This is a genomic window from Spiroplasma clarkii, assembly GCF_002795265.1.
In the GTDB taxonomy this organism is placed as follows: domain Bacteria; phylum Bacillota_I; class Bacilli_A; order Mycoplasmatales; family Mycoplasmataceae; genus Spiroplasma_A; species Spiroplasma_A clarkii.
This window is the reverse complement of record NZ_CP024870.1, coordinates 1188782-1204477: the sequence shown is the minus strand read 5'-3', so window position 1 is coordinate 1204477 and position 15696 is coordinate 1188782. Positions and strand designations below refer to the sequence as shown.

The 15696-nt window shown below is 29.4% G+C and carries 17 protein-coding genes; 15 read left to right on the top strand and 2 right to left on the bottom strand.

Going from position 1 to position 15696, the window contains the following annotated elements; all coding sequences use genetic code 4:
* Positions 1 to 21: 21 nt before the first annotated feature.
* Positions 22 to 1488: a hypothetical protein gene (locus tag SCLAR_RS05455; protein ID WP_100254924.1), complete on the top strand. Its 1467-nt coding sequence runs from the start codon at positions 22 to 24 to the stop codon at positions 1486 to 1488.
* Here the strand turns inward: SCLAR_RS05455 and ispG are convergent.
* Positions 1478 to 2557 carry a flavodoxin-dependent (E)-4-hydroxy-3-methylbut-2-enyl-diphosphate synthase gene (gene ispG, locus SCLAR_RS05450; protein ID WP_100254923.1) on the bottom strand — a complete coding sequence of 360 codons (1080 nt, stop codon included), beginning with the start codon at positions 2555 to 2557 and terminating at the stop codon, positions 1478 to 1480. The two genes, SCLAR_RS05455 and ispG, sit on opposite strands and share 11 nt — an antisense overlap.
* A gap of 159 nt (positions 2558 to 2716) precedes the next feature.
* On the opposite strand from ispG, the gene SCLAR_RS05445 reads away from it, so the two are divergent.
* The 12 genes from SCLAR_RS05445 (at position 2717) to SCLAR_RS05390 (ending at position 11886) form a co-directional block, all read left to right on the top strand.
* Entirely contained in the window at positions 2717 to 3565 is an 849-nt protein-coding gene (locus SCLAR_RS05445) for a hypothetical protein (RefSeq protein ID WP_100254922.1), read from the top strand.
* 11 nt (positions 3566 to 3576) lie between these two features.
* Entirely contained in the window at positions 3577 to 4341 is a 765-nt protein-coding gene (locus tag SCLAR_RS05440; RefSeq protein WP_100254921.1) for a segregation and condensation protein A, read from the top strand.
* Positions 4331 to 4891, top strand: a complete 561-nt coding sequence (gene scpB, locus SCLAR_RS05435; RefSeq protein WP_100254920.1) for an SMC-Scp complex subunit ScpB — start codon at positions 4331 to 4333, stop codon at positions 4889 to 4891. Before SCLAR_RS05440 ends, scpB begins: the two co-directional genes overlap by 11 nt.
* A gap of 3 nt (positions 4892 to 4894) precedes the next feature.
* The gene (locus SCLAR_RS05430) at positions 4895 to 5641 is read left to right on the top strand and encodes a pseudouridine synthase (RefSeq protein WP_100254919.1); all 747 of its coding nucleotides are present in this window, start codon (positions 4895 to 4897) and stop codon (positions 5639 to 5641) included.
* A gap of 4 nt (positions 5642 to 5645) precedes the next feature.
* A complete protein-coding gene (locus SCLAR_RS05425) occupies positions 5646 to 6266 on the top strand; it encodes a deoxynucleoside kinase (RefSeq protein WP_100254918.1) in 621 nt (206 codons plus the stop codon).
* A 166-nt stretch (positions 6267 to 6432) separates the two neighbouring features.
* Entirely contained in the window at positions 6433 to 7587 is a 1155-nt protein-coding gene (nagA, locus tag SCLAR_RS05420; protein WP_100254917.1) for an N-acetylglucosamine-6-phosphate deacetylase, read from the top strand.
* Between the two features lies 1 nt (position 7588).
* Positions 7589 to 8314 (top strand): glucosamine-6-phosphate deaminase, encoded by a 726-nt coding sequence (nagB, locus tag SCLAR_RS05415; protein ID WP_100255227.1) that lies wholly within the window; start codon positions 7589 to 7591, stop codon positions 8312 to 8314.
* A gap of 12 nt (positions 8315 to 8326) precedes the next feature.
* Positions 8327 to 8581 (top strand): hypothetical protein, encoded by a 255-nt coding sequence (locus tag SCLAR_RS05410; RefSeq protein WP_100254916.1) that lies wholly within the window; start codon positions 8327 to 8329, stop codon positions 8579 to 8581.
* A gap of 180 nt (positions 8582 to 8761) precedes the next feature.
* The gene (locus SCLAR_RS05405) at positions 8762 to 9190 is read left to right on the top strand and encodes a PTS mannitol transporter subunit IIA (protein ID WP_100254915.1); all 429 of its coding nucleotides are present in this window, start codon (positions 8762 to 8764) and stop codon (positions 9188 to 9190) included.
* 98 nt (positions 9191 to 9288) lie between these two features.
* Complete coding sequence (locus SCLAR_RS05400; protein WP_100254914.1) at positions 9289 to 10011, top strand: YebC/PmpR family DNA-binding transcriptional regulator; 723 nt, start codon at positions 9289 to 9291, stop codon at positions 10009 to 10011.
* A gap of 3 nt (positions 10012 to 10014) precedes the next feature.
* Positions 10015 to 11034 (top strand): fructose-bisphosphatase class II, encoded by a 1020-nt coding sequence (locus SCLAR_RS05395; RefSeq protein WP_100254913.1) that lies wholly within the window; start codon positions 10015 to 10017, stop codon positions 11032 to 11034.
* A gap of 54 nt (positions 11035 to 11088) precedes the next feature.
* Positions 11089 to 11886, top strand: coding sequence for a hypothetical protein (locus SCLAR_RS05390; protein WP_100254912.1), 798 nt, complete (start codon positions 11089 to 11091; stop codon positions 11884 to 11886).
* 28 nt (positions 11887 to 11914) lie between these two features.
* Here the strand turns inward: SCLAR_RS05390 and SCLAR_RS05385 are convergent, their stop codons facing one another.
* Positions 11915 to 12478, bottom strand: a complete 564-nt coding sequence (locus SCLAR_RS05385; protein ID WP_100254911.1) for an inorganic diphosphatase — start codon at positions 12476 to 12478, stop codon at positions 11915 to 11917.
* An 86-nt stretch (positions 12479 to 12564) separates the two neighbouring features.
* Here SCLAR_RS05385 and SCLAR_RS05380 point away from each other — a divergent pair, with 86 nt between their 5' ends.
* Together SCLAR_RS05380 and SCLAR_RS05375 are read left to right on the top strand one after the other, a co-directional pair.
* Positions 12565 to 13266 (top strand): hypothetical protein, encoded by a 702-nt coding sequence (locus SCLAR_RS05380; RefSeq protein ID WP_100254910.1) that lies wholly within the window; start codon positions 12565 to 12567, stop codon positions 13264 to 13266.
* 239 nt (positions 13267 to 13505) lie between these two features.
* Positions 13506 to 15665 carry a hypothetical protein gene (locus SCLAR_RS05375; protein WP_100254909.1) on the top strand — a complete coding sequence of 720 codons (2160 nt, stop codon included), beginning with the start codon at positions 13506 to 13508 and terminating at the stop codon, positions 15663 to 15665.
* The last annotated feature ends 31 nt before the right edge of the window (positions 15666 to 15696 follow it).

Here is a 15696-nt window from a genome sequence, read left to right as displayed (position 1 = left end):
ATATTAAAAGTAGGAGAGATTATGAAAAACTGGGACTTACAAATTGCTTCACCAATTTTTTTACTAATTGCTATTATAAATCTTGGTTGAATTGTTCATAAAGAAAAAATTAAGAGTAAATCATTAATTTGTTTAGTTGAAATTGCTTTATTCTGAATGTTGTTGGGATACATGTTTTTTAAAATTACACAGTACACACAAGCAAATTTAGATTTTTTATATGCAAATACAAATACTAATAGCTATTGAATTGGAAGTTTATTTTTAGGATTAATTTTTTTAATTGGTCAACCACTTGGGGTATTTTTAACCACAATTTGTAAAAACCGCAAAATTTGAATTTGCTCAGCCTATGCTTTAACAATTATGTGATTTGTCTTAGATTCTAGTGTGACTAGTTCATTAACTCTGAATTTAGTTTTAATTGCTTTGTTTTTCTTAATAAGTACAGCAGTCCCAATTTTGGTGTTGGACATAAATGAACAGTATTTTTACAAGATCAATACCTATGCATTGGTTTGAGTTTTAATTTCATTTTGTGCAACCTCACTACTAATAGCTCATGTTTATTATGAGTTTGACTTTGTTTATTTAAAAAAAGTTAGATGAATTTTTCCGGCAATTACAGGTTCAATTGCAATCCTTTTGCTAATTTTAGGATTTGTAAGAAGAAGCAATCAACAAAGTATTGGTCCGTTTGAATTAGTTATTCGAGAACAATTACCTCAAATTAACCTAAAAACAATGCTCTTTTTATATAGTTTAGGTTTTTTAGTAACACTTGCATTTATTTTGAGCAATTCAGTCTTTGTAAAAGCTCAAATTATCACTAATTTAACAAGCATTGGTTTTGCTGAAGGGCAAATTTCATTATTAAATAGAATTGGAACAGGGTGATTTTTAATCCCAACTTTTCTTTTGACATACATATTAAATAAGACAATTATAAATTCAATTGGTCAAAAAAACTTAATTTTTATCGCTTTATTTACATTATTTGGCCTTTATGCTGGGATGTCATTTATTAGTAATGGGATTGCTTTACTAATCTTTAGTATTTTAGCAGGATTTTGTTATGTACAAATTATCTTTTCATTATTTTCAATTGCACTATTTTGAAATTGTCGAACTGTAAAACAACCAGTAGTTGGTTATTTTTGTAGTGCCAGTTACTTTGCAGTGTTTTTAGTTAAGTTAATTAATGGTCTTTTGTTAGCTTCAAAATCAGATTTAATGCAAGCAATTGGTTTACAAGAAAACCTAATAAATTATCAAGAGCAAATTAATGAGATTGGTTCAATAATTTTAGCATGTGCTGCAAGTGTTGTGCTAGTTGCCGCAGTGGTTTTCAACTTTAGTTCTAAATACTTATTAGCTGACTTTAGAAATTATAAGTTTGCTATTCAAAATCTAAAAGCTATTATTAAAAATTCAATTAAACAAAAAACTAAAACCCAAATTGATTTTAAAAACCAAACTACTGATTAGTTTGGTTTTTTCAAATTTCAAAATATTCCAAGATTAATGCTTTTAATTCTGGGATTAACTCTGCTTGTTTTGCAGTTTTAAACAATTTCCCTTTTTTAAAGATGATTCCACCATCTTTTCCTCCAGCAATCCCAATATCTGCTTGAGCTGCTTCACCAGGACCATTAACAACACAACCTAAAATTGCAATTTTTAAAGGAAAGTGTAAATCTTCAACAAATTCTTCAATTTCTTGAACAACTTTTGCTAAACCAAATTCAAGTCGTCCACAAGTTGGACAAGCAATTACTTCAACTAAGTTTTCATATAAACCCATTGCATTTAAAAGTCTTTTAGCAACTTTGATTTCCATAACTGGATCTTCACTAAGGCTAATACGAATTGTACTACCAATACCTTGATAAAGTAAGTGACCAATTCCAAAGCTTGATTTGATGGCACCATTTAATAAACTCCCAGCTTCAGTAATACCAAGATGAGCTGGATAATCTCAGTTTTTGCTTGCTAAGGTGTAGGCTTCAATTGCCATTAATGGGTCAGTTGATTTCAGTGAGTAAATTATGTCATAAAAGTCATACTTTTCTAAAATTTCAATATGTTCTCTCAATGCTTCTACCATACATTCAGCAGTTCAACCATATTTAGCCACTAATTTTTTTGGTAAGCTTCCTGAATTAATTCCAATTCTAATGGGGATTTGTTTTTCCTTACATTTTTCAACCACAGCAATTGTGTTTTCTTCAATCCCTATGTTTCCAGGGTTAATTCTAATTTTTGCACAACCTGCATCAGCAGCAATTAAGGCAAATTTGTAATTAAAATGAATATCTGCCACAATTGGTACCGGACTTTGAGCTACAATTTCAGATAGGGCATTAGCATCATTAATACCCAAAACTGCAACCCTAACAATTGCACAGCCCTCTTTATGCAATTGGTTAATTTGTGTCAGTGTTGCTGCAACATCATGAGTTTTTGTTGTTGTCATTGATTGGATGATGACTTGATTGTTTCCTCCAATTTGAATGTCATTCACAAAAACAGCTCTTGTATTTTTTCTGTGTGTCATAACAAATCTACCTCTTCTTTTAAAATGATACATCATTTTTAGTGGGTTTTTTCAAGTAAGTTTTAGATATTTACTTGTTATCCAAGATTGGTAAAATAACTCACCAATTGTGAAAAAAACCAACTTAAAATTAAGTATAATAAGTTTAGGAGGATTGCTATGAGTGTCAAAATAACCCTAAGAGACATTGTGGAAATCAATAAGGTCTTAACCCAAAAAAATTATGCTTCACAAGTGGAATTTAATGCCTATTTAGATGTAATTGGTGATTATTTAGATGTTACCTTTTTTGAAAACAGTGCAATCACTGAGAAATTAACTCAATATGCTGAACAAAGTGAAAGAAACTTAGATATGAAGTTTTTTGTGAAAACAGATGTTGATTTATCTGTTAACCAACTAAATGACTATATGTTAAATTGCAAAAGAGCCTTAGAAAAAGCACTTTATGGTGACTGAACTACTTTTAAGTTTTACATTTTTGCTGAAGTAAAAAGCATTGTGCGTTATTACTTAGAAAAAACTTATGAATATGAAGCCTTAATGGATTTTGAAACTTTATATGGTATTAAAACTATAGAATTTCACCAGCAGAATGAAACTTTTAAGTACCTTTACTCAGTGTTTGATAAATTTACTTATATTGCTCGTTATTTAAATGATCGCTATGTTAAAAACCAAAAAAACGACCTTAATGAACTTACTTTAAAATTTTATAATGATTTTGTAAATTATATAAATTTTTTAACTAAGGACGAAGAAGCCAATAATGTGTTAAAATCAACATTAGACAAAATCACAAGCTCAAAAGCCTGACACTTTATTCGTCGTTTGCGTAATAACTTAGAGCATGATTTTTCTAATCCATCAAGAAAATACAATATATCCTTTTCATTACAACTTTTATTTATTATAATTGGAAGGATAATGCTAGTTTTGCGTAAAACCTTAAAAACTGATTTAGAAATGAAGCAAATTTTTGAAGTCTTAAAAAACAAGGAAAAATAAAGGAGTTATTAATGGAACGTTGACAAGAACTAAAATTGCATAATTTTACTGGGCCATTAGATTTGCTCTTATACATGATCAAAGAAAAACAGCTAAGTATTTTTGAAGTTAATTTATTAGAGTTATCGAATCAATACCTTGCTTACATTAACTCTTTGTCACAACTTGATATTGAAATTGCTAGTGAATACTTGATTATGGCTGCCTACTTAATTGAGTTAAAATCAAAACTTTTAATCCCAAAATTGGAAGTCGAAATTGATTCAAATTATGAAGCTGATCAAAGAGAGGAATTATTAGCAAGGTTATTAGAATATCATAAAATTAAAGAAGTTACTGCTTTTTTTAAAGAACAACAACTTGAGGGATTAAAACTTTATAGCAAACCAAAATCTGTGTTTAAAATCACTAAAATTGATGATGACAGTTTGCCTTTAGCTCCTGCTCATATTGATATCGATAAGTTTGCCCAAATCTTTTTAAAAGTTATTGAAAAAAATCGTTTTAAAACAATGCAAACCAATACTGTAACAAGTGTGGAAATCTCTCCTGAAGAAGTGGCTAGAGACATTCAACAGTACTTAGAAGAACATAAAATTGAAAAAATTAGTTTGGAAGACTTAATTGCTGAAAAGGAATTTTCAATTAGAATGTTAGTAGCAACTTTTTTAGCAATTTTAGACTTAGCAGCAAAAGGAAAAATTGACATTTTTCAAGCAGATGATCACGTGATGGTGCAAAATTTATTAAAGGAGGAGATAACAAATGGAATTTAAGAAACAAGTTGCTGTAACTGAAGGATTATTATTTGTTAATGGGGATGAAGGGGTTTCAATTGATGACTTGAAATTCATTTTAGAAACAAATGATGAAACCTTAATTAACCAAATTATCAACACCTTAATAGAAAATTATGAAAACAACGAAATGTCTGGTTTAACAATTCAAAAGTTTAATAAAGTCAAATTTCGTTTAGTAACAAAACGAGAAAATGCTGAATATTTTCAAAAGCTTTCAAATGTTAAGACTGAAACTCGTTTGTCTACTGCAAGCATTGAAACAGTTTCAATCATTGCCTATCGAGGACCAATCACAAAAGCTCAGGTTGAGGAATTACGTGGAGTAAATTGTGATACTATTTTTTACAAGTTAAAGTTAAGGAATTTAATTCAAGAAGTTGGTAAATCTGAAGAAGTTGGTAAACCCACACTTTACAACATTACTGAAGATTTTTTAAAGTACTTTAATTTAAGCAGTTTAGACGATCTCCCAAAACTAAAAGAGATCATAGAAGAAGATGAAAAAGACATCTTCAATCGAGGTTAAAGTATGGAAAGACTCCAAAAAATAATTGCCAGTCGCGGTTATTGTTCAAGAAGAAATGCAGAAAAATTAATTGTTGAAGGTAGAGTTAAAGTAAATGGTAAAATTATTATGACTCTAGGGGAACAATTTGATGAAAATGTTGAAATTTTAATAAATAATAAACCTTTAATGAAAACCGATGAGAAAGTTTATTATTTATTTAATAAACCAAGAATGGTTGTCACAACCATGTATGATCCAAAAAAAAGAAGAACAGTTGCTGATTTTTTTAAGGACTCAGATTTAAGAGTTTATCCAGTTGGTAGACTTGACTTTGATGTTAGTGGTGCTTTGATTATGACAAATGATGGTGAATTAGCAAACTTTATTATGCACCCTCGCTATGAATTTAGAAAAACCTACCAAGCTTTGTGCCAAGGTAAAGTTAGCAAATATCAAATTAAAGAACTTATGACTGGGGTAAAAATTGATGATGAGTACTTAACCAAAGCAATTTATGCAAATTTAATTAAATATGACCCCGATAAAGATGAGTCAATTATTGAATTAACAATTGCAGAGGGGCGTAAACACCATGTTAAAAAAATGTTAATAGCAGCAGATATTTATTTACAAAAACTAAAAAGAACTCAAATTGAGTTCTTAACAATCAATGATATTGAAGTTGGTAAATTTAGAGAACTAAAAACCCATGAAGTAAGGCAACTTTATGGAATGTATAAATCAACAAAAACTAAAGAAAAGGGGTAAAAAAATGAGAATTGCACTATTTGGGACAGTTGGTGCAGGTAAATCTACAATTTCATCTGAAATTTCAAAGCGACTAGGTTATGAAATCTTTCCTGAACCAATTGATAACAACCCATACTTTGATGATTACTACAAAGATATGGAGGCAAATGTTTTTAAAATGCAAATTTATATGTTGACAGCAAGAAGCAAGCAGTTAATTGATGCTAGAAAAATCAAAGATGTAATTTTTGACCGATCAATCTTAGAAGATCCAATCTTTGTAGCTGTTAATCATGATTTAAAAACAATGAATGATGTGGACTTTAAAACTTATACAGATTTTTATGAGCATGTTGTTATTCCAAATTTAGCACATCGTGCTGAGTTTGATTTGGTGATTTATTTAAAAGTATCAACAGATAAAGCAATTGAAAGAATTAGAAGTCGAGGTAGATTTCAAGAGTTAGACACACCAAGAGAGTATTGAGAAAAATTAAATGCTCGCTATGATGATTTTTATAATCGCCGCAAACATATGTTTGATTCAATTGTGATTGATGCAGATACAGATGATATTGAGGCTAAAATGGAACAAATTATGGCAAAAATCTATGAAAAAGACCCTCAGTTGAAAGCAAAATAAACTTATTAAATCATTTTCTACTGAAATGCAGGAGTTTTAATTGTTAACAGTCAAATTAGTTGGAACTTGCACTAAATAAATGGATTTTTTTTGATAGATAAAATAAAAATCATAATTCTTATTAAAAACAAAAAAAATTGTTTAGAATAAGTATAGGGAGAAATATATGATAGTAAAAAATGGAAAAATAGTCTTAGAAGACAAAGTTATTGAACAAGGGTGAATCAAAATTGAAGATTCAAAAATTGTTCAAATTGAGGCAGGCACAACCGATTTGCCAGGTCTTGATGTTGAAGGAAAATGAATCCTACCTGGTTTTATAGACTGTCATGTTCATGGTGGTTATGGAGTTGACTTTGAGTTTGGTGATGCCAAGAGATTTGAGCATTTTTCAAAAAACATTGTTCAAGAAGGAGTAACAACCTATGTTCAAGCAAGTGTGACAAATTCAACAGCAAATAATTTAAAATACTTGACTGAATTTCAAAATTTTATGCAGCAAAAAGATTCTCAGGTAGGAAAATGTTTAGGTGCACATTTTGAAGGTCCTTTTATTTCGCCAGATAAAAAAGGAGCACATGAACTTAGTTTATTACAAAAACCAACCATTGCTGAATTACAAAAACTTATGGAAGTTAACCCACAATTGGTAAAAATCATTACCTATGCTCCTGAATTGCAAAATGGGGAATTTACAGAATCTTTATTAGCAAACCAAATTCTACCATCAGCAGGACACTCAAATATTCTTTTTAAAGACTTTGAGATGCACCACAAGCAAGGTATCAAGCACTTAACTCACCTTTATAATGGAATGTCAGGTATCTCTCAAAGAGATCCAGGTTTAGCAGCTGCTGGGTTGTATTATGATGATGTTTTATGTGAATTAATCACTGATGGAATTCATGTTGATGTAGAAACAATTAAACTAACCTATAAAATTAAGGGTTATCAAGGAATTTGCATTATCACTGATGCAGTTAATGCTAAAGGTTTACCAGATGGAAATTACAAATTAGGTAATTTAAATGTCACTAAAACAGGTATCAAAGTGTTTTTAAGTGATAGCGGTACTTTAGCAGGGGCTGGGGCCACTTATGACCATAATGTTAGGGTAATGTTAAAAACAATTAGTAATTTAAAAATGAATGAATTAATTTATATGACCTCAATAAATATTGCAAAACAACTTGGTATTTTTGAACAAACTGGAAGTATTACAGTAGGAAAAAAAGCAGATTTAGTTATTTTAGACAAAAATTTCGAAGTTGTGAAGACTTTTGTTGATGGAGATATTAAATTTGAAAGGGAGAAAAAATAAAATGGAATTAGTAATTTTAAAAGATGATAAGGAAATAGCAAAAAAAGTTGGAGACATTATCATAGATCTTGTCAAAACCAATAAAGCTGCAGTTTTGGGGTTAGCTACAGGAAGTTCACCTGAATCAACATATCAATATGTGATTGAAAAAACTGCAGCAGAAAAAATTGATTGAAAAGAAGTTGTAACTTTTAATCTTGATGAATATATTGGTTTATCAGAAACTGATGAGCAATCATATTGTTATTATATGAATAAAAAATTATTTGAAAACATAAATATTAATATCAAAAATACTTTTGTGCCAAGTGGTTTGGTAAAAAATGACTTAGAAGCACAAAAGTATGATGAAGAAATTAAAAAACATGGAGGTATTGATTTGCAAATTCTTGGGATTGGAACTAATGGGCACATTGGTTTTAATGAACCAAAAACTAGTTTTGATTCACTAACAAGAATTGTTGACTTGACACCAAGTACTATTGCAGCCAATGCTAGATTTTTTGATAATGAAGCAGATGTACCAAAGCAAGCTGTTTCTATGGGTCTTAAATCAATTATGAATGCAAAAAAAATCATTCTAATTGCTATGGGAGCAACAAAAGCTGAAGCTATCAAAGCATTAATTGAAGGTAACCAGTCTACTGAATGACCATGTACAGTTTTACAAGATCACTCTGATATATTGGTGGTTGTTGATGAGGCTGCAGCAAGTTTACTAAGTTAAGGTAAATAAACAATGATTTTAAGTAAAAATTTAGCATACATTCTACTAGCAGTAGGAATTGTCTTAATGTTTGTAGGGATATTTTTAACTTATATTCTTTTAAAAGTTAAAAGTTTTAAAAATGCTAATAAAAATAATTTTAATATTGTTGCCAAACAAACCAAGGAATTTAAAATTTGACAGCACTATGCTTTTATTGCTCTAATGTTTTTGGTATATGTTTGTGCAATTGTCTTAATTTGTCTTGCTTTACAAACTGTTTCATAATTTTTACAATAAAAAACTCATATTTATGGGTTTTTTTGTTTGAAATAAAGACATCTTGACTTTTTATAAATAATTAGCAATTTCAAAACTAACTTGTAAAAAATAATGCTATACTTTTTGTGAAGAGAAAGGCAAATTAGATAACAATTACATGTTATCTAAAAATAAAGGTGAAGAATAATGTATGATGAAAAAAACATTTTTATGAACTGCAAATTTGCAGATAAAGAAACTGCATTAAATCAAGTTCTTGAAGTAATGCTAGCTGGTGGATGTGATCAAGAATATGTTGATTCAATTTTAGAACGTCAAAAAATTGCTTCATTTAATTTAGGGAACCTTGTTGCAGCACCTCATGGTACATATGAAATTTCAAAAAAAGTTAAAAAACCAAAGATATTTATTTGACATTTAAAAGAAGAGTTGCTTTGAGATGGAGAACCTATTCGATTAATTTTAGGACTTTATTTACAACCAAATAATCAACTTGAAGCATTACAAACAGTTGCTATCAATACAATTGATGAAATACTTTTTAACAACCTTTTAGCAAAACCAACCTTAAATAAACTAATTAAATTTACTAGTGAAACACAATTACTATATTAAAAAATCTTTGCAAACTACCACTCAGGTAGTTTTAATTTACTTAAAAATATTGTAAAATTTTTAAGTATTGCAAGAAATAGAAACTGAGGTAAGCAATTATGGGAAGAGCACATGAAGTTAGAAAGCAAAGTATGGCAAAAACGGCTGCAATGAAGTCGGCAATTTATGGGCGGGCATCTAAAGAAATTTATATGGCAGCAAAAAATGGAAGTTCAGATCCAGAAGCAAATTTAGCACTTAGAAGTGCAATTGATAAAGCAAAATCAAAACAAGTTCCAACTGAAGTAATTCAAAGAGCTATTAAAAAAGCTGAAGGTGGGGATGCAGAAAGTTATTCTGCAAACCGCTATGAAGGTTATGGACCAGGAAATTCAATGCTAATTGTAGATTCATTGACAAATAATGTGAACCGAGCAATTGCAGAAATTAGAGATGCTTTCAATAAGAATGGGGGAAAAATTGGTCAAACAGGAGCAGTTTCTCACTCATTTCAAGCAGTAAGTATTTTTGCTTTCACTGGTAAAACTGTTGAAGAAATTTTAGAGTTATTAATGGAAGCAGATGTTGAAGTTAGTGATGTGGTTGATGATGAGGATGGTGTTGAGGTCATTGCACCATTTCAATCATTTAATGGAGTAAAAACTGCCTTAGATCAAGCTGGAATTAAAGAATACAAAATAGCACAAACCACAATGTTAGCAGATAGTTTAATTACTATTCAAGACCTAGAAGCAAAAAAACAATTTGAAAAATTAATTGATAGACTAAATGAACTAGAGGATGTTCAAGATGTTTATCATAATGTAGAATTAGAGGCATAAATAATGAATAAAGATATGATCTTATTAAGATCAGTTGAAGTAGCAGCTATTGCTACTTACAAATATATTGGAAAAAAAGATAAAAATTTAGTAGATAAAGCAGCAGTGGAAGCTTTACAAGTTATGTTAAAAAACGAAAAAGGTTTTCAATTAAAAATTGTTAATGGTGAAGGGGAACTAGATAATGCCCCAATGCTGTTTGTTGGTGAAATGCTGGGTGACACCTCAAATCCAGAAGCTCCAATTTTTGATGTTGCTGTTGACCCAGTTGAAGGAACAAATCCTGCAGCTTATAATTTTGCTGGGAGTATTGCAGCTATTGCCTTATCTCGAGAAAATACAATGTTACAATTACCAGAAATGTATATGGAAAAACTGTTCATTAGTGATGAATTCACAAACAACATAACTATGGGTGAAGATATCATTGAGACAGTTAAAGAAATGCAAATTTTTGCCAAACGTAAAGACTTAAAATGTATTGTTTTAGATAAACCCCGCCACCAGGATGTCATTGAAAAACTTGGAGGAATGGGAGTTGTTGTGAGAACAATTCAAGATGGAGATGTTTTAGCAGCAATTGATGTTGTTAATAAAGAAGCCGATTTTGTTTATGGAGTTGGAGGAGCTCCTGAAGGAGGTTTGATGGCAGCACTTGCTATTGCTAGTGGCTCAAAAATGTTTTGTCGTTTAGTTCCATATAGTCAAGTTTGACCAAATGAAGTTGAAACTGAATCACGAACAATAAAAGAAAATGCTTGAATTAGCAAGCACAAAATTGATTTTGAAACAATTTTAACAGATTTAGATTTAATCAGTGATCATCGGACTCGCTTTTTTGCAGCAGGAATCACTGCTGGGGGAACTTTGAGACCAATTAATTATAAAAATGGTAAATTCTTTGTAAATGCATTTATTGCAAGCCATGGTATTGTGAGAAATATTTTTACAGTTTATGATGTTAAGAAAGTTAATGAACTAAAACCAGATATAAAGTACTTATTTGAAAAATATAAACGTTAATATTAAAAAATGCTCGGGTTTTAAACTATAATAATAAATAAAGTAGGTGATTTTTTGAGTAACTTAGATATAATATTTTATGTAGCAATTGGAGGTTCTTTGCTAACTATATTTTGTAAAAAGATTTTTAATTTTTTTGACTATTCTAAAGTAGAAGTTGCAGAAATCAACTCTGCAGATAAAAATATTTCATCAGCAAGAGTTGAAGAAATTATCAAAGCATTTATGAACTACTTGGGAATTACCCAAGATCAATTGAAAATTAATTATGAAACTGGTGAATCTTATACAAAAATTTTCACAATGCTAAATAGAAGAAAGAAAGTCATTAATATTCCTAAATGAGTTATGCCAAGTGTTGGTTATGAACTTGATTATCTTTTGGCTAGTATTTGGTACAATGCCAAATTATTTAAAAAAGATAAAGGTATCAGAAGAATGCAAATTATAGCTCATACTTTGCCCCTAGTGGCTGGATGTATTTATGTATTAGCACTATGTTTGGCAATAACCTTATTGTTTGTTAAAGTTTTAATAATGAATGAAATTGACTTTGAAAGCTCATTTTTAAGTATTATTTATAAAATTAAAATTCTGGAAACCATCTGTTTGGTATTTTATGCTATTTACCTACTTTGTGAAGTTAATTCTTTACAAATAAAGTTCTTATTGGAAAGTAATTATGAGAGAAATATTGTAAAGTTTGTTGATGAAGAGTTAACAGGTTATAAGTCAGATATAACTGCAGCAAGACTTTATGCAGTTCAAATAAAAAAAATGCATTTTGATTCTTTTCGATTTAACAGTAAAACTTCAAACTTGAAATTTCTTGGTCCTTTTGTCTGTTTATAAAAAAACTATGTTTATTAACATAGTTTTTTTAAGCTTGACCTAAGCCTTTTGCTTTTCATTCAGCTAAAATTTCTTCTTTGCCACCTGGTTTTAGGTATCTATCTTTGTATTCAACAAATCTTGCTTGACACTCTTCAATTTCATGAGCAGCTTCTTTGACATCGCCTCAACCCTCAATACGAACTTCTTTTTTTTGTAAAGCTTTATATTGTAAGAAGAAATTTTCAATTTCATCTTTTAGATGTTGGGGTACATCACTTAATTTTTGGTAGCTAGCAAATCTTGGATCATCTGCAAAAACTCCAAATAATTTTGTATCAATTTCACCAGCATCAATCATACGAATTGTTCCCAAAAGACGCACATTAACTCTAACTCCTGGTAAAGTTGGGTAGGTTACTAATGAAATTACATCAAGTGGATCCCCATCTCAATCTAAGGTTTCATCAATAAATCCATATTCACCTGGGTAAAAATTAGCACCATATAAAACTCTATCTAGTGCAATTGTCCCTGATTTAATATCATATTCATATTTGTTTGAACTTCCTTTAGGAATTTCCACAATCATTTCCATAACATTGTTTTTCATAATATACTCTCCTTATACATATAAATTTTATAGTAAAATATAATAGTATTGCTAAAAAATTTAAAAATTTGGAGGATAGAAAAACTATGAAAAACATCAAAAATCAAGATAAATTAACAATTAGCGAAGTTGATTTAGAGGATGAAGCTCAACTTGTACTTCATCTAAAACAAATTAAACGACAAGAATTGCAACAATACTTTGGTTTAAGTATTTTTAGAATTACCTTGTTGGGGATGTTAACTGCTATTAACATCATCTTGGCACTAATTAGTTTTTATGTGCTAGGTTTATTTCCTATTTTCACTGATTTTTTAAAGCTTGAAATTACTTTTTTATCATATCTTATTATTTGGGTTTGTGTTAATGGCTTTTATGCCTTAATCTTAATCACGCCTTTAACTTGATTTAGACTTACTTTTATGCCAACAAATGAAGTCATTGGACTACTGGCACTAAACTTAGGAGATATCGTTACACTTGCAGTTTTTATTTTAGTTATGTTTATTTTAAAACTGGTCTTTAACCGTCAAGATACCAAGTCAATGTATTGACAATTGGCTGTGGCAAGTGTTATTACCATAATCATAGCAAACTTATGAAATATCTTTGCTAATTTTACCTTTATTTTCCGCTTATATGGAGATGATGGAAGTTATAACACCTGAGAAATGGCTGGATTTTTGCTAGCCTTTAACACCACGAAGTTAGCAATTGTTTTTGCACTATTTATGGCTATGTTTGGTCCATTGCGATTAGCTTTAAGACCATATGTTGAAAAAATCTAAATTATAAATAAATACCAAGTGGATGTCTCCACTTTTTATTTTGAAATTATCTTTTTAAAATACCTTGGTTTTAACCAAACCTATGTGATAATAGTGTAAGATAAAAGTGTTGTAGGAAAGAGCAATGAGTAAATATTTTTAGGTACTTTTTAGCAGTGGTAATTTTAACAATAACTAAATAATAACGAAAGATATGCTAAAAAACATCTTTATTTAAAAATAAAAGAATAGGAGAAAAAATGGTTAAATTTAAAAAACTAATTTTAACAACCTGTTTGTTAGTGGCAAGCAGTTTTGGAGTTATAAATTTTAATAAGTCCAGTAATAAAACTGAGTCACAAAGCACTGAATCAATTTTAAAAAGTGATAAATTATTTAGAAACACAGATGAAGCCTCAGATGCATTAGTTCACTATTTTAATTCAAGAATAGATCTATCAAAATCTCCTGAATTTGATAGTTCCATAAAGGCAATAATGAAAAGAAACAATATTTCTATGGACAATTTTGCATTGATTAAAACAGAATTTGTAGGTAGATATATGGGAGGTACTGAGTATTCAGGCAAAAACCCGAAAGAGTTTTTTGCAGAAACCTATACTAACTATGTAAGTCAAATTTTTTATGATAACCCAACGGTTTTTACAAAGCTAGTTGATGATTTTTTTTGGATTAAATTACCTGTTATAGCAAAAATGGTTTCTAATGGAAATTCTCAAACTAAAATAAATACTTATATTTCAACTATTTTAAATCAAAAAGATATAGTAGACCCATATTTATTGGGAAGGTTTCATTATAGTGAAACTGCTACTGCTCGTGATAAAGATGACAGTTTCATAGTAAAATTTTATGAAAATATAATGAGTGATATTGGTTATAATAATCCAAGAGGATTATGTCAATCAGAAATCAAGTTAATCAATGAACAGTTTTCAGTACTAGATAATATTTTTCATACTCCATATTTTGAAGATGATTTAAATTTTAAAAATAAAGAACTGTGATATTGGAAAGATTTTGATGAAATGGATAGAAAATACGTTAAAAAAACTAAGTTTACTAAAGCAAACGGTAGTGGTTTAATGTTTAAAGACATGATTCAGGCAGCTCTGAACTGAAGTAATGGCCTTGCTAATAAGAGTCACTTTTATGATTACACTTATGAGAATGAAGTTTTGAAAACACAACAATTATTATTAATGTCAATGAATATTTTTTATAATATCCATAAAATAGACTTTTGAGTTACAAATCCAATACTGATTTTCTTTTCCAAGGACCCAGCAGGTTTCAAATCTTATGGTGTATTCAGTACTATTTCTAATCGAGGTGATATAAAAACTAGAATTTGGATATCAAGTGAAATTGCAACTGATTTACGTGAAAAACATGTTGGAGTTAGTTACACCATATACAATGAATTGAAATTTTCCACAATCTATCATAAAATTGCACATTCAATGAGCCACTGTGCTAGCATTTCTGCAAGTAGTCTTATTAGATTTTTTGATGAGTCAGCAATTCAATATTTTTTAGAGTGATATGGGTGTAGCGAGAACATGAAATTTGGTATTGAAACATACCCTGCACCAGCTGAAATAATTCCTTCAGCAGATGATGATTACAAATATTTTGATAAACTTGAAGTTTTTGTTTTAAAAAATAGTTCAATTCTTGATATATATTTTGCAGTAAATGAAAGATCAGCTCTTGAGGGAAAATTAATTAATAAATTAGAAGCTAGGGAGATTTATGGTTCGCTTTATAAATATGCTGTTTATCGTACAACTGAAGGCACCGATTTAAATAAATATCAAAAGTATTGGAAATTAATAAAAAGCAACACAAGTTTTAAATTATTTGGAGTCATTAAAAAATATGCAAGCAAAATTGAATTTCAGATTAACTTTGTTGAACAGATTCCCAAATCACTTCAAGGTGATTTATTGGATTACTTTGAGTTAAATATTGTAAATAAAGATTTTAATGCCTTGTTTGTTGAAGTGGATGTGCATTTTAAGAAGAGTTTTAAACTGTGACAAAGTGATTTAACTTTTGATCAAGTTGACTGATATTTGGGTTATAGCAAAAAAAATATTCTTTGAAATGAAACTAATTTCAAAGCTATTTATGAAAACAACCAATCACAAGACTTGTTGATAAAGTTATTTGGAGTAATAAAACCTAGTAGTAATTTTCAAGGTAATTTTGAAATAGATGCATGATTTCATTTAGATGACACTGAACACAATCAAGATATAGATTTTGAACCAGATGACACAAATCCAATTAACCATGATCATATTGTTGATGGTAGAATACCAGAGTGGTTAATAATTGCAATTGCAACAGGCATGGCAACAGGTGTAGCTATCAAAACAAATTTGGGCTTTTAGTAATTTTAATACAACTTTTAATAAATTGCTA